General features: G+C 54.8%; 15 protein-coding genes and 2 pseudogenes. 9 read left to right on the plus strand and 8 right to left on the minus strand.

The window, feature by feature from the left end; all coding sequences use genetic code 11:
• Positions 1–62: 62 nt before the first annotated feature.
• The 7 genes and pseudogenes from GTU79_RS28585 to rpmE all read right to left on the minus strand — a co-directional run bounded on the left by GTU79_RS28585 (position 63) and on the right by rpmE (position 7,526).
• A complete protein-coding gene (locus GTU79_RS28585) occupies positions 63–554 on the minus strand; it encodes an Hcp family type VI secretion system effector (protein ID WP_132924354.1) in 492 nt (163 codons plus the stop codon).
• A 32-nt stretch (positions 555–586) separates the two neighbouring features.
• Positions 587–2,284 carry an OmpA family protein gene (locus tag GTU79_RS28590; protein ID WP_203524093.1) on the minus strand — a complete coding sequence of 566 codons (1,698 nt, stop codon included), beginning with the start codon at positions 2,282–2,284 and terminating at the stop codon, positions 587–589.
• A gap of 1 nt (position 2,285) precedes the next feature.
• The gene (gene tssL / locus GTU79_RS28595) at positions 2,286–2,957 is read right to left on the minus strand and encodes a type VI secretion system protein TssL, short form (protein WP_203524094.1); all 672 of its coding nucleotides are present in this window, start codon (positions 2,955–2,957) and stop codon (positions 2,286–2,288) included.
• Positions 2,954–4,303 (minus strand): type VI secretion system baseplate subunit TssK, encoded by a 1,350-nt coding sequence (gene tssK, locus GTU79_RS28600; protein ID WP_203524095.1) that lies wholly within the window; start codon positions 4,301–4,303, stop codon positions 2,954–2,956. The genes tssL and tssK overlap by 4 nt, the downstream gene beginning before the upstream one ends.
• 17 nt (positions 4,304–4,320) lie before the next feature.
• The gene (tssC, locus tag GTU79_RS28605) at positions 4,321–5,871 is read right to left on the minus strand and encodes a type VI secretion system contractile sheath large subunit (protein ID WP_203524096.1); all 1,551 of its coding nucleotides are present in this window, start codon (positions 5,869–5,871) and stop codon (positions 4,321–4,323) included.
• Between the two features lie 29 nt (positions 5,872–5,900).
• Positions 5,901–6,395 (minus strand): annotated as a pseudogene (tssB, locus tag GTU79_RS28610) (type VI secretion system contractile sheath small subunit).
• Positions 6,396–7,310: 915 nt separating this feature from the next.
• Positions 7,311–7,526 carry a 50S ribosomal protein L31 gene (rpmE, locus tag GTU79_RS28615; protein WP_203524098.1) on the minus strand — a complete coding sequence of 72 codons (216 nt, stop codon included), beginning with the start codon at positions 7,524–7,526 and terminating at the stop codon, positions 7,311–7,313.
• Positions 7,527–7,728: 202 nt separating this feature from the next.
• On the opposite strand from rpmE, the gene priA reads away from it, so the two are divergent.
• The 7 genes and pseudogenes from priA to rraA all read left to right on the plus strand — a co-directional run bounded on the left by priA (position 7,729) and on the right by rraA (position 15,839).
• Complete coding sequence (gene priA, locus GTU79_RS28620; protein ID WP_203524099.1) at positions 7,729–9,924, plus strand: primosomal protein N'; 2,196 nt, start codon at positions 7,729–7,731, stop codon at positions 9,922–9,924.
• 236 nt (positions 9,925–10,160) lie between these two features.
• Complete coding sequence (gene cytR / locus GTU79_RS28625; protein WP_413741964.1) at positions 10,161–11,195, plus strand: DNA-binding transcriptional regulator CytR; 1,035 nt, start codon at positions 10,161–10,163, stop codon at positions 11,193–11,195.
• Between the two features lie 89 nt (positions 11,196–11,284).
• Positions 11,285–12,274 carry a cell division protein FtsN gene (ftsN, locus tag GTU79_RS28630; protein ID WP_203524101.1) on the plus strand — a complete coding sequence of 330 codons (990 nt, stop codon included), beginning with the start codon at positions 11,285–11,287 and terminating at the stop codon, positions 12,272–12,274.
• 85 nt (positions 12,275–12,359) lie between these two features.
• Entirely contained in the window at positions 12,360–12,914 is a 555-nt protein-coding gene (gene hslV, locus GTU79_RS28635; RefSeq protein WP_203524102.1) for an ATP-dependent protease subunit HslV, read from the plus strand.
• Entirely contained in the window at positions 12,902–14,233 is a 1,332-nt protein-coding gene (hslU, locus tag GTU79_RS28640; protein WP_132924333.1) for an HslU--HslV peptidase ATPase subunit, read from the plus strand. Before hslV ends, hslU begins: the two co-directional genes overlap by 13 nt.
• 91 nt (positions 14,234–14,324) lie before the next feature.
• A pseudogene (locus tag GTU79_RS28645) lies at positions 14,325–15,241 on the plus strand (1,4-dihydroxy-2-naphthoate polyprenyltransferase).
• 112 nt (positions 15,242–15,353) lie between these two features.
• Entirely contained in the window at positions 15,354–15,839 is a 486-nt protein-coding gene (gene rraA / locus GTU79_RS28650) for a ribonuclease E activity regulator RraA (RefSeq protein ID WP_132924329.1), read from the plus strand.
• A 52-nt stretch (positions 15,840–15,891) separates the two neighbouring features.
• Here rraA and zapB read toward each other — a convergent pair whose 3' ends face one another.
• Positions 15,892–16,131, minus strand: a complete 240-nt coding sequence (zapB, locus tag GTU79_RS28655) for a cell division protein ZapB (RefSeq protein WP_132924327.1) — start codon at positions 16,129–16,131, stop codon at positions 15,892–15,894.
• A 585-nt stretch (positions 16,132–16,716) separates the two neighbouring features.
• On the opposite strand from zapB, the gene GTU79_RS28660 reads away from it, so the two are divergent.
• On the plus strand, positions 16,717–17,565 hold the full coding sequence (locus tag GTU79_RS28660; protein ID WP_132924326.1) for an MIP/aquaporin family protein: 849 nt from the start codon (positions 16,717–16,719) through the stop codon (positions 17,563–17,565).
• A gap of 74 nt (positions 17,566–17,639) precedes the next feature.
• On the plus strand, positions 17,640–19,160 hold the full coding sequence (gene glpK / locus GTU79_RS28665) for a glycerol kinase GlpK (protein WP_203524104.1): 1,521 nt from the start codon (positions 17,640–17,642) through the stop codon (positions 19,158–19,160).

The raw sequence follows: 19,160 nt of genomic DNA on the forward strand, positions 1-19,160 counted from the left end.
CGGACGCCGCTCAGATAACGCCACTAAGGCCGCAGGCGGGCTTCCGCCTGCGAACCGGGGTATCAGGCGGAAGCCCGTTCGTTCCAGGAATCGGAATGAATAATGTTGCCGTCTTTATGGGTCCAGATTATTTTCTCGTAGCGGAATTCCACCTGCTCCAGGTGGTTGTGTCTCTCCTTGGCCGGATCTTTGATGTCATGCATCAGCGGGGCGACCTTCACGACCTTGACGTTTTCCAGCCGGGTGTTGAAGTACTCTACTTCCTGTCCGGCATCATCGATTTTGTACCATTTGATTTCCGCCGATTTAAGCGTCTGGCCGGAGGTGACGGCTTTATAAAGGTAGGGACTTGACGCATCCACTTCCTTGGTGAAAACCAGGGGGGTATGGATGCGGGTGCCGGTCAGCTTGCCGGTGTTATTATCCGTGGGGATATAGAGGCTATGTTCCAGAGCCGTCATTTCTATACTGCCTTCGCGACCCTGAACGTTTACAGACCCTTTGATGTCTGCGCCGCCGTCGTCTTTCAGCCAGAGATATGCGGGAATTGCCATGGGTTAACTCCTGTTATTGATGAATATCGCCTTCATTGGCGAAGAGGTGGTGCCTGAATCCCGGCCACGGGTTGACATGCCCCCGGCTCCGGTATCAGTCTGATGTCGACCCGGCGGTTGGCCGCACGCCCGGCCACGGTGTCATTACCGGCAATGGGCCGGGCGGAACCGTGGCCCTGTACCGCAAAACAGCCGGACGGAATATTGCCCATGGTGCGCAGCCAATCACGCACCGCTTCGGCGCGAGCCAATGACAAATCCTGATTGCGCCGGTGGCTGCCGGTGTCATCGGTATGGCCGGCGACGACTATCAGCCATCCCGGCTGCGCCTTGATATCCATCAAGGCGGCCACCAGCACCTTGGTGGCCTCGGGTTTAAGACTGGCGCTACCGGCATTGAATAACGACAGGCTGTTAAGATTGAGGGTTTGCGGACCCGGCGCATGGGGTTGCGGTGCATCCGATACAAATAGGGGCGGCATGTAACCGTCAATGGCCGCCAGCAGCCCGGCGTAAAGACTGGTGCCGGAATACAAGCCCAATCCAAGGCGCAGCGGTGTTCCCTGCCGATGGTAAAGCTCCAGTTCCTTGGCATCGTTAACCAGTACCGTCAGGGCTGACGCCTTGGGGCCATGGGCCGACGGGGGAATGTTATGATAACGTTGCAAATCGGCGGCAACGCGGATCAACAGGCGCTGGTTGTTCCAGGCCACGATGCAAAGCGCGGCAAGACAATATCCGGTCAGCACCGCCATACCCCAAGCCATCGCCCGCCGGCAGGCGGTCGGCCCTTGTGGCCGAGGCAGCATCCATAGCAGGGGATCGGGGAAAGGTAACGATGTTTCCCTTGCGGAAGAAAAAGACACGGGCCGCAACAGTGTCCGGGCCGCAAGATGGCGTTGCCAGATATTGCCGCTCAAGACGGGCATTGACGTAAAGCGCACCGCCAGATCCGATTGGACTCGAGGTGGGCAGCCATATTTGTCGGCGGGTTTTTCCGCCATCAGCGTATCGCGGTACCAGGCCAACAGGGCCTGTGCTTCTATAATCTGGGGCAAGTGATGGATAGGCTCCCCGCCGCTTTTTATGGACAATCCGTCCTCTGTTTCCTGCCCGGACGCTGCCAGCTCGCCGATTATGCCGAGGGCTCCCTCTGTCGGGCAGAAATACCAGGGGCCGTCTTTGCCGTTGAGGAACAGGCATATCATTGCCGGCGGCCTGTGGCCGATACTGCGGGACATCCCCGCCAATTCATGATGCCAGCCGCGCAAAATCGTCCGGAGGACGCCCTGATCTGTATGCGACTGCGGAGACAAAAAAAACATTGCGGCCAGTTGCCGCCTCCAAGCCGGACGCTGCGCCAGGAGGACAGGCGTCAATCTGGTCAGCTCTTTGGCCGCGCCAAGCCGCAGGTAGCAGCCGTGGGGGATTTCACGCACCAATGCCGGGCCAAATAGCCTATCCAGATTGTCGCTGTCGCCGCAGACCAGCACTATGGGCGTGGAGCATTCACCGGGCAATGCCGCCAGCAGATGTTGATATTCGGCGGAGACGGGAAATGCCTTCCGCCCGCAAATTATCCAGGCTCCCGCCACGGCCGACAGCGTTAGCGCCCCGCTGAAGAATCGCGCCGTCATTCCCCAAGGCAGGACACCCAGACATAACATCAGCGTTAAACCGCCAATAAGCAGCCATAATCCGCGTTTCATGCGCACCGTCATGATTGGCATTTTATTGAGATTCCGGCAGCAGTTCTGTCAGCAGCATGTGAAGATGATGGTGCAGCCCCCACCAAAGCCCGGCCACTGAAAAGATGGCGATACCGCCCCAAAACCATAAAGAGCGCCTGCCGAAAAATTGATAAAGACTGTCAGCGTCCGGGCTGAGCAATACCGATGCCGGCGTTGTTTCAAGGGCAGGGATTTTGGTCTCCAGAACGGCTATCAATTGATCTCGCGGCCCTTGCGGCTGGTTACGATAGCGGCCCTGAAACCCCAGCACCAGGATGCGGTGAAAACAGATCAAAACCGTTTCATCGGGCGCGGGCTGGTTCAGTACCGTCCTTATCCGCTCAAATAAACGCTCGCCGGCTTGAAGAGTATTGAAAAAGTGAGCCTGCAGCGGTTTTGCCAGCCATATCTGATGCCCATCGTCAGGGATGTCATTGCCCAAACCGCGGCCTAATACGGTTTCATCCAGCAAAGCGCATTGCGCATAGGTAATATGATCGATGCTCTCGTCGGAATAGTCCGCCAGGAGCAATTGCCGACGGACCTCTTCAACCTGTCCCTGGCACTGCTGATAGAGTTTTTCGCCTTGCTCGGCGGCCGCCCCGTTGCGCAGCTGGATCACCGTCAGGAAGGTTTCGCACAGCAGGTTATCGATGGAAAGCGTTGTTTTCATGCGCGCAGCACCGCAAAAAGTTCGAGTTGTATATCAGGCAACGAGCCCGGCACATAAAGATAACAACAGCCGGCGGCCAGCATGGCTTGAGCCGCGGAATGGCTCAGATCCATGGCAAAGTATTGATTTTCAAGACGCAAAGGTATCGCGGCAGGCACTTGGCTCAGGCAAACCAGGGGGACTCCGTCCAGAGCGGTGTTAACCAGCTCGTGCACATCGTCCGGCGCCCCGATTTTGCACAGCGCGGGAAACTGGCTTTGTAACCTATGGGCGGGCACACTGGAGCGTACCGAGAGATAAAAATCCGCTTCTTCGCGCAGGCGAACATCATTCAACGGTGCTTTCCAATAGTTGGGGCCGATGCTCTCAAGCACCAGCGTCAGTACCCGCGAGGGCAGACTGGCCTCCAGTAAGGTTCCGATAAGGCCGAACAGCGGTGGAAAAACCGTCTCCAAACGTTCATGGTCATAAGGAGGGATCGCATCGATATCCTGATCAAGGGAAAACGTCAGCAGCGCACCGGCCAGTTTTATCAGTTCGCGATACAGCAGTTCCGGATGAACCGCCGGGTCTCTGAGTAAATCAGCCAGCACCGGCTCGCTGGAATTGAGGGCATTAAGCAGCCAGAACAGCGAAACATCCGCCACGGCGAAATCCGCCATCCTCTGGTTGCTTTCCCGGCGCATCCCCATCAGGCGTCGGCGCTTGGCCTGTAGCTGGCCCATCAGCAGGCCTAACGCGCGGTACATCTCATCACCGGCGCCAAACGATAATAACGGCGGAATGAACTGTCGATCCAATTCCCAGTTGCCGCGCCCGTCACGTAACAGACGCGCCACCGGGCAGGTCAGATATTCGCCGTTTTTGTCGAAATCAAAACGCAGCGAGAGTTCATAGCGTTCCACCGCGATGGATTCGCTTTCATTGCCTAATACATCCTGTACCTCCGCCCACTCCTGGCGGTAACGGACCGGATGCCCTTTTTCCTCCTCTTGCCGCCGGCAGTTACCGCCGTTGGCGTGTTCCAGCGGCAATGCCAGCAAAACTTCCACCCGGCGAACATCGGCGGGAAGAACCTGGGCAATATCGCATGGGGGAGGCAACGTATCGCAGCGATCGGTGTCGATCAAACTCCCATCGGCCATGCGAACATGAAGATACTCCGCTTTTAGCCGGTTCAGCCGCAGCGCGTCGGTATCGAACCGGGCGGTCAGTACGCCCCAGGGATATCGCACGCTCAGTCGGTCAAGGCAGCTCCGGTGAAAAGCTTCCCAACGCGCCTGCTGCTGAAATTGCTGAGGCGCCAGGAAAGCGCCTTCGATCCAAAGAGGCCGGTAAATTTTCATGGGGGTTGTTGTCCCTCTCAAACCTTGGCCCGCGGCATTTGAGATACCAGTGAAAGATTCACATCCATCCCTTCCACCTGGAAATGGGGCACCGCATAGAGTTTGACGCGAAAGAAACCCGGGTTGTCATCAATATCTTCAACCGTCACCTTTGCGTCGCGCAGAGGATGCGACGCCTGTAAATCGTCCCCCGGATCGGTCATTTCCGTCACCAGGCCGCGGATCCAGTTATTCAGCTCCAGCTCCAACAGGCGGCGATCTTTGGTGGTACCGATATTTTCACGCTGGATAAGCTTCAGGTAATGAGCGATACGCGACAACAGGAAGATATAGGGCAGGCGGGAATTGATGCGGCTGTTGGCCGTAGCGGTCTGACTGTCGTATAACGCCGGTTTCTGCACCGAATTGGCGGAGAAAAAACAGGCATAGTCTCGATTTTTATAATAAGACAACGGGATAAAGCCCAGGTTGGCGAACTCGAATTCCCTGGTTTCCGGGATCATGACTTCCGAGGGGATCTTGACCTGATTGCCCGTGCCGAGATCATAAAGGTGGATAGGCAGGTCGGTCACCGCCCCACCTGCCTGTGGCCCGCGGATTTGCACGCACCAGCCGTTTTTGATAAAACTTTTCACCATGTTGGCGGCAAAGGCGAAAGATGCATTGGTCCACAGGTAGCGATCGTGATCCGGTCCTTTTACCTGCTCAATGTAGTTGAAGCTACGCACAGGAACGGTATCAGGGCCGTAGGGCAGCCGGCCCAGCACGCGCGGCAAGGTCAGACCGATATAGCGGGCATCGTCGCTGTCGCGGAAAGCCTTCCATTTCAGGTATTCGGCGCGGTCGAAATAATTGCCGATATCTTTAATGGCGGCCACGTCTTCCATGGTCTCTTTACCGAAAAAGGCCGGCCCGACGGAGCCGATAAACGGCATATGGGCGGCGGCGGCCACTTTGGATATGTTACGCAGCAAGGCGATATCCCGCGGACCGCGATCGAACTCGTAGTTTGAAATGGCGGCGGCAATGGGCTCCCCGCCCGGCGTATCATACTCGTGGGTGTAGGTGATGGCGTAGAGACCGCTTTGGGCGATTTCCGGCGCATCGTCAAAATCCTGCACAAGATGATCTTTACTGATATCCAGCAGCTCAATTCGCACGTTATGGCGAAAATCGGTCTGATCAATCAGGGACTTCACTCCGCGCCAGGTGGATTCGAGGCGCTGGAAATCCGGATGATGCATGACCTGGTCCAATTGCCGGCTGATTTGGTTATCCAGCGCGGCGATATGGCTGTCCAAAAGCGTTTTATCCAGCCGCTCCACCCTTTGTCGCGACTGTCCGAGCAAGTCCATAAACACCCGGACCGCCGCCGTTACCCTTTCATCGGTGGAGACATCAGAAAGGGCATCGCTGTTCTGAAACGACTCGATAGCGGTAACGGAGGTTACCGGGGTAAGATTGATCTTCTCAAACAGAGCCGCATAGACACTTTTCGCCCCCTCGGCAGCGTTGTTTTGTACCTCAGTGGTTGCGTGATCACGAACGTTGTTTTCCTGTAACGACATAAATGCAGTTCCTTCTTTTCCGTGACGGATCAATTGACTGGCGGGACCAGGGCGGCCAAATCCATACGCAGTTCTTGGCTTAATGCCTCATCCTTCAGGATGTATTCCAATTCCCGGCGAAAAGCGGCGTTATCCAGCAAATTGGATTTAAGATCCCTCAGCAGGTTGCGCATCGCCAATAGGGCTCGCAGCTGCGGAATCTGGCGCGCCACCTGTTCAGGTTCAAAATCTTTCATATGCCGGAATGAGAGGGCCACCGCAGTCTCGGCATTATCGTCAGCCAGCGCGTCGGACACGGAAATCATCAGGTTTGGCTGTAAATCAGCCAGTACGCTGTTGAAATTATTTTTATCAATGGGCAGTTTGCTACGTTCGGACAACGGACGCTGTTCGCGGCCATTGCTATAGTCCCCATAACCAAGAGCTTTAAGGGCAGTTCAACGTTTTTCTGGCTCCGCCGGTATGGAGATCAATTTTATATTGATTCGCGCTTTTGGTACTTCGTGTTGAAAACTGTCAGCCATAAACCAGCCTTATGAATTTATTGAAAAGAAATTATCACCCGTTATTTACTTACCGGGATGACCACAATTAAAGGAACCATACCGATATTTAAACTTAGAATAATTAAAATAAGACGTATGGCACCTCATTCATACATATCCATATAAAACTATGATCGTGCCAGGTCGGAAATAATTTTTCCTTGGGGAGGAGTAGGCAGAGTATATAAAGCTCAGATGAAAAATATCAAGTGATAATAATCCCCATAATAAACATGGAAACCTGTCTCATCTTGGATGAGAGCGAATAATTGCCGAATTCATATTAATCATCCGTCAGTTGGCGGGTTGATGCGTGAATGAGCATGCTTTTGATTGAGCTATTAATGAGATATCGGCCAGAACGGTTAAACACCTACAATTAATACCCTTGGGTTTAATCAACCAACGGCACTTTATTTTTATCAATTACACGAAGAGATAATATTTAAAAAACATCAACAAATAGTAGATTCAAATAGCCAATCGTTGAGCATTTTCAGTTATGGGGTCAATAATTTCGTAAAACAACCTTCCGCTGCTATGGAAAATAGTACCGTCCATTTTCTGAAATATTATTCCTTTTGGGCAACAACAAATAGAAAGCCTACCATCACTGCCGGCAGAACTTCCGCTCATAGTATTACTCAGACATTGAGGCAGAAGGCAGCAAAGGAATACGAACTGAAAATCCGGTTTTGTAATCAATAATGAAGTACGGCACTAGGGGCAATGAATATCCGCGATACCGGGTCGCCTTTGAGTTATTAGGGCATAAAAAAATACGGAACGGGTTGTTTTACCGGCAGTACAAGCACAAAGCCCCGATCAATTGATCGGGGCTTTGTCAACCGGAAGCCTTCGTCCCATTGGGCGCAGGCTAATCCAGCGGGGATACTATTTCTTGGTGCCCGGAATACTGAAACGCTTGTTGAAGCGATCAACACGTCCGCCGGTATCAACAACACGTTGTTTACCGGTATAGAACGGATGGCATGCGCCGCAAACGTCCAGGGTCAGGTCGTGGCCCAGCGTGGAATGGGTCTTGATAACATTACCGCAAGAACAGGTTGCAGTAATTGCTACATATTTCGGATGGATATCTTTTTTCATGGAAAACCTCTTCATAAGGCCGCGTCGCTATCCGGTCTGCTTGCGCCGGACACCACGCGAAGGGAGTGTCGTTTCTCTGATATCGGATTATACCAAAGGCCGCGAATCATACAGAATGTCGCGGCCCTTTGCAAACACATCCGTGCATTGGAGTCGACACAGTGTACACTATCAGCGCTATTTTTTCTCCCAGGACTATCCGATGCCTGTTGTTCACGTTGCGTTACCGGTGCCATTGGCACGCACGTTTGATTACCTCTATCCCGACCATGCGCGTCCGGTTATCGGCGGGCGCGTTCGTGTACCCTTTGGACAGCGCAACGCCATCGGCATAGTCACGGGGTTAAGCGAAGGCAGTACACTGCCGCCGGACAAACTCAAGACCATTAACGAAGTGCTTGACGAGCGTTCGCTGTTTCCCGACAGTCTCTGGCGGATTCTCAATTGGGCTATCGGTTATTACCACTACCCAACGGGAGAGGTCTTGTTCCATGCACTGCCGATTTTAATCCGTCAGGGCAAAGCCGCCGAAATGACGCCGTTATGGCAATGGTTCGCCACCGAGCAGGGGCGGGTCACTGCCCTGGATACCCTGAAGCGGGCGCCAAAGCAGCAGCAGGCGCTGGCGGCCCTGTTGTCCGGTCCGCTCTATCGCCATGAGGTGGCGGAACACGCGCTGGCGGAGGGTGCGTTGCAGGCCTTGCGTGCCAAGGGATTAAGCGATCTGCGGGCCGCACGGGCGGACGGCGCCGACTGGCGCCGGGATTTTCGCGTGGAAGGTGAACGGCTGAGGCTGAATACCGAGCAGGCCACCGCGGTAGGGGCTATTCATGGCGATGACCAGCAGTTTGCCGTCTGGTTATTGGCGGGCGTGACCGGTTCGGGTAAAACCGAGGTTTACCTGACCGTACTGGAAAATATCCTGTCGAAAGGCAAACAGGCGCTGATCCTGGTGCCCGAAATCGGTTTGACGCCGCAAACCATCAGCCGCTTTCGCGAACGTTTCCATGCGCCGGTGGACGTGTTGCATTCCGGTTTGAATGACAGCGAGCGCCTCGCGGTCTGGCTCAAGGCCCGCAGCGGCGAAACGGCGATCGTTATCGGTACCCGTTCGGCGTTGTTTACCCCTTTTGCCCGGCTCGGTATCATCGTTATCGACGAAGAGCACGACAGTTCCTATAAACAGCATGAAGGCTGGCGCTACCATGCACGGGATTTGGCGGTATTTCGCGCCCGTGAGGAAAATATTCCCATCATTCTCGGTTCGGCCACGCCGGCCCTGGAATCCCTCTATAACGCCCAGCAAAAGAAATATCGCTATCTTACCCTTGGCAAACGCGCCGGCATTGCCAAGCCGGCCCACGAACGGCTCCAGGATTTGAAAGGCCTGGCGCTGACCAACGGCATGTCGCAACCGCTGTTGCATAAAATGCGGACCCATCTGGATGCCGGCAACCAGGTGATGTTATTTCTCAACCGGCGGGGATTCGCGCCGGCGTTGTTATGCCATGAATGCGGCTGGATTGCAGAATGTCCCCGCTGCGATCACTTTTATACGCTCCACCAGCAGCAGCGGCAGATGCGTTGCCATCATTGCGACAGCCAGCGGCCGATCCCAGACCAATGTCCCCAGTGCGGCTCAACCCAGCTGATACCCGTCGGCCTGGGCACCGAACAGCTTGAGGAGACGCTGGCTTCGCTCTTTCCCTCCACCCCCATTACCCGCATCGATCGCGATACCACCGCCCGCAAAGGCGCTCTGGAATTTCATCTTGCCCAGGTGCATCAGGGAGGAGCCCGAATTCTGATCGGCACGCAGATGCTGGCGAAAGGGCATCATTTTCGCGATGTCACCCTGGTTTCGCTGCTGGATGTGGACGGTGCGCTTTTTTCGGCGGACTTCCGCTCCGCGGAACGCTTCGCCCAGCTGTATACCCAGGTTGCCGGCCGGGCCGGACGGGCGGGTAAACAAGGTGAGGTTTTCCTGCAAACACACCATCCTGATCATCCGCTGTTGCAAGTCCTGCTGCATGACGGCTATATGGCTTTTGCGCAGCAAGCGCTGGCCGAACGACAGGCCGTATCGTTACCGCCTTTTACCAGCCATATCCTGTTCCGGGCCGAAGATCTCGATAACCGGCAGGCCGCTCAGTTTCTAGAACGCCTGCGCCAGCTCCTTGATGCCAGTCCGTTGCGGGACGATGCGCTGTGGTTGATGGGGCCGATACCGGCGCTCCAGCCCAAACGCGGCGGGCGGTTTCGCTGGCAGCTACTGCTCCAGCACCCTTCCCGTGGACAGTTGCAACGATTGGTGGCCTCCAGCCTGCCCTTGGTAGACACGCTGACCCAGGCGCGAAAAGTCAAATGGTCGCTGGATGTGGATCCCATCGACATTTAACAGCGGTTTTTCATGCCGGATTTTTGTGATTGCCATTCGAATAATATTGAAAGATCCGACACCATCGGCCTTTTAAATATCCCAAGTCCCTCACAATCTGATAGAAAGGACAATATTCATTATTACGTGTTCTTTTAACAGCAACCCGTAACCGGGACGGTGCAACAATGCCCCGGCGACTGTAAATGGGATAGTAGGTTAATTCGTCAGCGTTAACCTGACGCCAGGAGATGAATGTGGAACTTAAAAGGCCTACCGTCGTGGCGACCATGAAGGATGTGGCGGAGAAGGCAGGGGTATCTACAGCCACTGTTTCCAGGGCATTGATGAATCCTGAAAAGGTTTCCGCCCAGACCCGGAAAAGAGTCCAGATTGCAGTACAATCTGTCGGTTACGATCCGCAACCCCTGGCCCGTCAGGTAAGGCGCAACGAAACCCGCAATTTATTGGTTATGGTGCCTGATATTTGCGACCCTTTTTTTTCCGAAATGTTGCGGGGAATTGAAGAAACCGCAGATGAGCAAGGGTATCTGGTCCTGATAGCCGATTGCGCGCACCAACATCCGGATAAAAAAAGCTTTAGCGATTTGATCATCGCCCGGCAAATCGATGGTATGTTGCTGCTGGGTTCCGTTCTGCCGTTCGCCATTGATAAAACTCAGCAGCAGAATTTACCGCCGATGGTCATGGCAAATGAATTTGTCCCCGAGCTTGAGTTGGCCACCGTACATATCGATAATCTTACCGCGGCCTATGAAGCGGCGGATTATCTGTTTAAACTCGGCCACCGGCGGATCGGCTGTATCAGCGGGCCGGCGGACCTGACATTGTGCCAATATCGGGTGCAGGGATTTATCCAGGCGCTGCGCCGCCACGGCATTCCGGCGGGCGAACATATGGTTTACCGGGGCGATATCAGTTTTCAGACCGGCGCGGCGGGGCTTAATGCATTAATATCGCAAACCAATCCGCCAACTGCTATCTTTTGTCACAGTGATATCATTGCGTTCGGCGCTTTGTCGCAGGCAAGGAAAATCGGCTTGAGCGTACCGAATGATTTGTCTCTGATAGGATTTGATGATATTACGCTGGCAAACTATTGCGATCCGCCGTTGACCACCGTGGCGCAGCCGAGTTTCCAGATCGGGCGTGAAGCGACGCTGTTGCTTTTGCAGCAGGTAAGGCAGCATCAGATGACGAATACCTCTTTGCTGCTGGACAGTAAATTGATCGTCCGGGGCAGCACCGCGGCGCCCCGTATAAAAACATGACGGGCTTTAGGAATACAGGCGCTAGTCAAATAATATTGCCTTCAGTAACATGACGGGCTGGTTACTTTCTTAAACTTAGCGAAATAATAGTGGCACAAAGAGACTATGTAAGCCGTGGAAGGACCAATACGCGGCGCAGAAAACCAAACAGTCGAAAAAAGCGCACGTCTTCCGGCATTTCAAAAACCATGATCGCTCTGGCGGTTGCCGTATTGATAACGTTTATCGGCGGTCTCTATTTTATTGCACACAATAAAACGGAAGAGGCGGTAATTTTACCAAGCCACGGCAATCACACCAATAACGGACTGCCGCCGAAACCCGAGGAGCGCTGGCGTTATATCAAGGAGCTTGAAAACCGGCAGATTGGCGTACAGTCCCCTACCGAACCCACCGCCGGCGGAGAAGTGCAATCGCCGGCGCAATTGACCGATGAACAGCGTCAGTTGCTTGAGCAAATGCAGGCGGATATGCGCCAGCAGCCCACTCATCTAAACGAAGTGCCTTATAACGATCAAACGAGGAACTCCGCGGCCAACACCGGCCGGTCCCCGGCGAACCCGTTCACGGCGCAGCCATTGCCGCGCCAGGCGCCTTCCGTCACGCAGACCACGCCCCGCCAGGCGGCGCCCGTTACGGCACAGCCCCGTCAGACGCCTTCCACGACCCTGGTCGCTCCACGCGAGGTTGCGCCCGCCGCCTCGCAGCCGCGCAAGACGCCGTCCGTCGCCGAGCAACCGCGCCAGGCGCCGATTACCGCCATCACCCAGCCTCGTCAGGCCGAGCCGTCGGCGCAGGCTTCACCAGCGCCGAAAGCCGAAGCCAAAACCGACAGCGCGGCGAAGGAAAAGTCCCAGCGCTGGGTAATACAGTGCGGATCCTATAAGGTCATGGATCAGGCAGAATCCGTCCGCGCCCAACTGGCGTTCGGCGGCGTTGAAAGCCGTATCACCACCAGCGGCGGCTGGAATCGCGTGATGTTGGGCCCCTATCCCAACCGCGCCAGCGCCGATAAATCGTTACAAAATCTCCGCGGCTCAGGGGTACCAAATTGTATCCCTATTGCCAGCGGGGGTTGAAAAAAGCCAATCCCGCCCCATTTATAATTTCAAATGCCCCGGATGAATGCCGGGGCTTCATTCTATCTCTACCGGAGAGTTGCTCGTGACAACAATCGTAAGCGTACGCCGCAACGGCCATGTGGTAATTGGTGGCGATGGCCAGGCCACTCTGGGAAATACGGTAATGAAAGGCAATGTAATCAAAGTCCGGCGCTTGCATCATGAACAGGTGCTCGCGGGCTTTGCCGGCGGCACTGCCGATGCCTTCACACTATTTGAATTATTTGAGCGTAAATTGGATCAGCATCAAGGCCATCTTTTGAAGGCCGCCGTGGAGCTGGCCAAGGATTGGCGTACCGATCGGATGCTGCGCAAGCTGGAAGCGCTGCTGGCGGTAGCGGATAAAAAGAATTCCCTTATCATCACCGGCAATGGCGATGTGATTCAGCCTGAAAACGACCTGATTGCCATCGGTTCCGGCGGGCCTTATGCTCAGGCAGCCGCGCGGGCATTGCTGGAAAATACTGAATTGGGCGCACGAGATATCGTCGAGAAAGCGTTGAGTATCGCCGGGGATATCTGTATTTATACCAATCAGTTCCATACTATTGAAGAATTAACGTACGAAGCGCAAGGATCCGAAATATGTCCGAAATGACCCCACGCGAAATCGTCAGCGAACTCGACGGCTATATCATAGGCCAGCATAATGCGAAACGGGCAGTGGCCATCGCATTACGCAATCGCTGGCGCCGCATGCAACTGGACGAAGCATTGCGCCACGAAGTCACGCCGAAAAATATTTTAATGATCGGCCCCACCGGCGTCGGCAAAACGGAAATTGCCCGCCGCCTCGCAAAACTGGCCAATGCGCCTTTTATCAAGGTTGAAGCGACCAAATTCACCGAAGTAGGCTACGTCGGCAAGGAAGTGGATTCCATTATCCGCGATCTCACCGATGCCGCCGTCAAGATGGTGCGTTTGCAATCCATGGATAAGAATCGCCACCGCGCCGAAGAATTGGCGGAAGAGCGGGTGCTTGACGTCCTGATCCCGCCGGCTAAAAACAACTGGGGCCAGCCGGAAGAAACGGCTGAACCTTCGGCTGCCCGGCAGAATTTCCGCAAAAAACTGCGTGAAGGGGAACTGGACGACAAAGAAATAGAAATCAATCTGGCTGCCGCGCCAATGGGTGTCGAAATCATGGCTCCTCCGGGCATGGAAGAGATGACCAATCAGCTGCAATCGATGTTTAAAAATCTGGCCGGACAGAAACAAAAACCGCGCAAGATTAAAATCAAGGAAGCGTTAAAGCTTCTGGTGGAAGAAGAAGCGGCCAAACTGGTAAATCCGGAAGAGCTGAAAGAGACGGCCATTGAAGCCGTCGAGCAGCACGGGATCGTGTTCATCGATGAGATTGATAAAATCTGTAAACGCGGCGAAACCTCCGGCCCGGACGTTTCACGGGAAGGGGTGCAGCGGGATTTGCTGCCGCTGGTGGAAGGCTGCACCGTTTCCACCAAGCACGGCATGGTGAAAACCGATCATATTCTGTTTATCGCCTCCGGCGCGTTCCAGGTCTCCAAACCGTCCGATCTGATTCCGGAATTACAGGGCCGCTTGCCCATCCGGGTTGAGCTGGAAGCCCTGACCACCAATGATTTCGAACGCATCCTGACCGAGCCCAGCGCGTCGCTGACTATTCAGTACAAAGCGCTGATGGCTACCGAAGGGGTGGACATCGAATTCACCAGCGACGGCATCCGCCGCATCGCGGAAGCGGCTTGGCAGGTCAATGAGCGTACCGAAAATATCGGTGCCCGCCGGTTGCATACCGTCCTTGAACGGCTTATGGAAGATATTTCATATGATGCCAGTGAATGGGATGGTAAAACTATTACAATTGATGCAGATTATGTTCGTAGCCATTTGGATGAGCTAATATCTGATGAAGATTTAAGCCGGTTTATCCTCTAAACGCTAAGGGATAAATGACATCCGAAACGGGAGGCTACGGTCTCCTTTTTTTTTTACCAGAACCGGGTATTCACACAAAGATCCGTTAACTATGAGCCAAACCGTCACGTTAAGCCCCACCAAAGCCTGGATGGTCAGCCTGCGCCTGCGTACCCTGCCGCTGGCGTTGGCTTCCATTGTTACCGGTTCGGCTATGGCCGGCTGGCAAGGTCATTTCAAACCCGTTATTGCCCTGATGGCGCTGATAACGGCCGCGTTGCTGCAGATTTTATCCAATCTGGCCAATGACTACGGCGACGCGATTAAAGGCAGTGACGAAAAAGGCCGTATCGGGCCGCTGCGCGGGATGCAGTTGGGCATTATTACCCGTGAACAAATGAGGGTCGCCCTGTTGGCGGCCATTTTCCTGTCGCTATTATCCGGGGCGGTCTTGATCTGGATCGCCTGTGAAAACCCGCCGATATTCTGGGCTTTCTGGTCTTGGGGGTATTGGCGGTTATTGCCCCCCTCCCCTATACCATGGGTACCCGCCCCTACGGCTATATGGGCCTTGGCGATTTGTCCGTGCTGATCTTTTTCGGCTGGCTCAGCGTCGGCGGCAGCTATTATCTGCAAACCGGCGCTTTTCACAGCGTGGTGATGTTGCCCGCCACCGCCTGCGGGCTATTAGCCGCGGCGGTATTGAATATCAATAACCTGCGCGATATTGAGAGCGATCGTCTCAACGGCAAGAATACCCTCGCGGTAAGGCTCGGCCCGACGCGGGCACGTTATTATCACGTCGCGCTGCTCACCGGCGCGGTGTTTTGTCTGGCAATTTTTACCCTGCTTGAACTGCATAACCTGGTGGGCTGGCTGTTTGTTTTGACCGTGCCCGCATTATATATGCAAGCACGCTATGTTTTACATGAAACCAGCCCGTCAGGCATCCGTCCGATGCTGGAAAAAACCGTCAAATGTGCATTATTAATCAATATCTTATTCGCAGTCGGCCTGCTGTTTAGCTAAACATGCGTCGTTCATTTTTCTGATGCGTATCAACTTAGCAATTGATGATTTTGGCAACTGTCGTAAGAAAGCGATATACTTTGGGCTCCAGCGGCAACCCGACGTAAATCCTATGAAATACGATACCTCAGAACTGTGCGACATTTATCATGAAGACGTGAATGTTGTTGAACCTCTTTTCAGTAATTTTGGCGGGAGGACATCGTTTGGCGGGCAAATCATTACCGTGAAATGCTTCGAGGATAATGGTTTGTTATACGATGTGCTCGAGGAAAACGGGCTTGGCCGGGTGCTGGTTGTGGATGGCGGCGGTTCGGTCCGTCGGGCCCTGATCAATGCCGAGCTGGGTAACCTGGCGATGCAGAATCAATGGGAAGGTATCGTGGTTTATGGCGCGGTGCGCCAGGTGGATGATCTGGAAGAGCTGGATCTGGGCATACAAGCCATGGCCGCTACGCCGGCGGGCGCCGCGAGCGAAGGGATCGGTGAAAGCGACATACGGGTCAATTTCGGCGGAGTGACCTTTTTCTCCGGCGATCATCTTTATGCCGACAATACCGGTATCATCCTGTCGGAAGACGCTCTCGACCTGGAATAACCGCTGCGGGTAACCAAAGGGCGGTTCGCCGTCGCCCTTTGGATCAAGGTTGTTACACCTCTTCCATTTTGCTGAGCAATGCGCGTAAACGCTCTTGCCATACACCCTGTTCCTGCTTCAGTTGTTCGTTTTCGTTAATCAACGATTCACGATTGCCGGCCGCTTGTTGGATTTCCTGCGTCAGGCTGTTGTTTTTCTCTTTTAATTCTTCAATTTCCATTTGTAAAAGCGTGATGGTATCAATTGCTTGCTGTACCTTCGCTTCTAACTTCTCAAATACTTCAAAAGCCATTTCAGCCCCCTTAAGCCTGCAAGGTGTCATCGTAAAATTGCGTTATACCCGCCATACTTCAAGCTGCAGGGACGTTGGCTTTCCTGCAACTCCAATTATTTAGGGTATACACTTCTTATGTGTATCCAATGAAAATATCCGCACCATGCGCCGCGCACCATGGCCGGCGTGTGTAAAAATAACGTTGGTGTTGAAAGTCCGAAGAACGGATTTTAAGTAGGCCCGTCCCCGCTGTCCAGCCGCGATCGTTCAAAAGGTCGAATGCGTCCGACATTGTACGCTATACCACCCCAACGCCGCTGAAAGATTTACCTCCCTTTACTAAAATTTCCCCGTATTTTTAACATTAATATTTGAACTCCGGGTAGTCAAAATCAGCCTTTATTGGTGCTTTTCTAACACCTATTACGCGTATTCGCTCATTTTTATGACGCGCTGCACACATTTTGATTTCGATATTTCTCGTTTTCGCTCATTAACGATAAATTTACAAGATGCCTACATTTGCTTCTAGGTTAAAACATTTCCGGTACGCAGAGGCCGCCCTTTGCTAAGACCTCACCTTAACGCCAGCAGGAAAAGTCTATGAGCCAATTAAAAACGCCTACGCTAACAGGCCAGTGCATCGCAGAATTTCTTGGAACAGCTCTGTTAATCTTCTTCGGCGTCGGCTGTGTCGCCGCGCTGAAGCTGGCGGGAGCCAGCTTAGGACAATGGGAAATCAGCATCATCTGGGGGCTCGGCGTCGCCATGGCGGTGTATCTCACCGCCGCGGTGTCCGGCGCCCACCTCAGTCCGGCGGTCTCCATCGCCTTGTGGTTATTCGGCAATTTTGAACGCCGTAAACTGCTGCCCTACATTATCTCGCAAATGCTCGGCGCCTTTATCGGCGCGGCGGTGGTCTATTTCCTTTATTACAACCTGTTTTTTGACTTCGAACAGGCCCACCATATGGTGCGGGGAAGCGTGGAAAGCCTGCAGCTCGCCGGCATTTTTTCCACCTATCCCAATGCGCACATCACCGTGATACAGGCATTCTTTGTGGAAACGGTTATCGCCGCCATTCTGCTGTGCCTGATCCTGGCGCTGACCGATGACGGCAACGGCATCCCCCGCGGCCCCCTGGCGCCGCTGCTCATCGGCCTGCTCATTGCGGTGATTGGCGCATCCATGGGACCGCTGACCGGCTTCGCCCTCAACCCGGCCCGTGATTTCGGACCCAAGGTATTTGCCTATCTGGCCGGCTGGGGCAAAGTGGCCTTTACCGGCGGACGCGATATTCCCTACTTCCTGGTTCCGCTGATTGCGCCGGTGGTGGGCGCCTGCCTGGGGGCGTTCGGCTACCGTGCGCTTATCGGCCCCTATCTGCCTTCCGCCGTAAACGAAGATGGCCTGGAAGAGACGCACCGCGCCGCCAGCGAGCATAAAGCATAATGACCGCCATGATCCGCGATGGAAATGGCAAGCCTTATACGCCATTAGAACGACAACTTTTGCAGGAAAACATCATGCCATCTGAAAAAAAATACATTGTAGCCCTCGACCAGGGCACCACCAGTTCCCGGGCGATTGTTCTCGACCACGAGGCTAATATCGTCAGCGTTTCGCAGCGCGAATTCACCCAAATCTATCCCAAGCCCGGCTGGGTGGAGCATGACCCGATGGAAATCTGGGCGTCGCAAAGTTCAACCCTGGTGGAGGTCCTGGCCAAGGCCGATATCAGCTCCGACCAGGTTGCCGGCATCGGCATCACCAACCAGCGTGAAACCGCGGTGGTGTGGGACAAAGAAACCGGGAAACCGGTGTACAACGCCATTGTCTGGCAATGCCGCCGCACCGCCGATATCTGCGAAAAACTGAAAAACGACGGGCTGGAAGAGTATGTCCGTGAAACCACCGGGCTGGTTATCGACCCTTATTTCTCCGGCACCAAGGTCAAATGGATCCTGGATAACGTCGAGGGCGCCAGGGAACGGGCCATGCGCGGCGAGCTGCTGTTCGGCACCATTGATACCTGGCTGATTTGGCGCATGACCCAGGGCCGGGTGCATGTGACCGACTATACCAACGCTTCCCGCACCATGCTGTTCAATATCCATGCTCTGGACTGGGATGAAAAAATGCTGGATGTGCTGGACATCCCGCGCTCCATGCTGCCGACGGTGCGCTCCTCTTCTGAGGTCTACGGCCAGACCAATATCGGCGGTAAAGGAGGGACCCGTATTCCCATCGCCGGCATCGCCGGCGACCAACAGGCCGCGCTGTACGGCCAGCTGTGCGTCGAGAAGGGCATGGCCAAGAATACCTACGGCACCGGCTGCTTCCTGCTGATGAATACCGGCACCGAAGCGGTACGGTCGAAACACGGCCTGCTGACCACCATCGCCTGCGGCCCGCGCGGCGAGGTGAACTATGCGCTGGAAGGGGCGGTGTTCGTCGCCGGCGCGGCCATCCAGTGGCTGCGCGATGAAATGAAGCTTATCAGCGACGCCGCCGACAGCGATTATTTTGCCTGCAAGGTAAAAGACACCAACGGCGTCTACGTGGTGCCGGCCTTTACCGGCCTGGGGGCCCCCTACTGGGACCCCTATGCGCGCGGGGCCATCTTCGGCATCACCCGCGGCGTCAACGCCAACCATATTATCCGCGCGACGCTTGAGTCCATCGCGTTCCAGACCCGGGATTTGCTGGATGCCATGCAGGGGGATTCCGGCGCCCGGCTGAAGTCGCTGCGGGTGGACGGCGGCGCGGTGGCCAATAACTTCCTGATGCAATTCCAGTCGGATATCCTGGGCACCCGGGTGGAGCGGCCGGAAGTGCGGGAAGTGACCGCGCTGGGGGCGGCCTACCTGGCCGGGCTGGCGGTGGGCTTCTGGAACGATCTGGACGAGGTGAGGAGCAAATCGGTTATCGAGCGGGAATTCCATCCCGGCATTGAAACCGTGGAGCGCAATGTGCGCTACAGTGGCTGGCAGAAGGCCGTGGCGCGCGCCCGCTCGTGGGAAGAGCATGAGGAACAGAAGGACTGA

Source organism: Sodalis ligni (assembly GCF_016865525.2).
Taxonomy (GTDB): Bacteria; Pseudomonadota; Gammaproteobacteria; order Enterobacterales; family Enterobacteriaceae; genus Acerihabitans; species Acerihabitans ligni.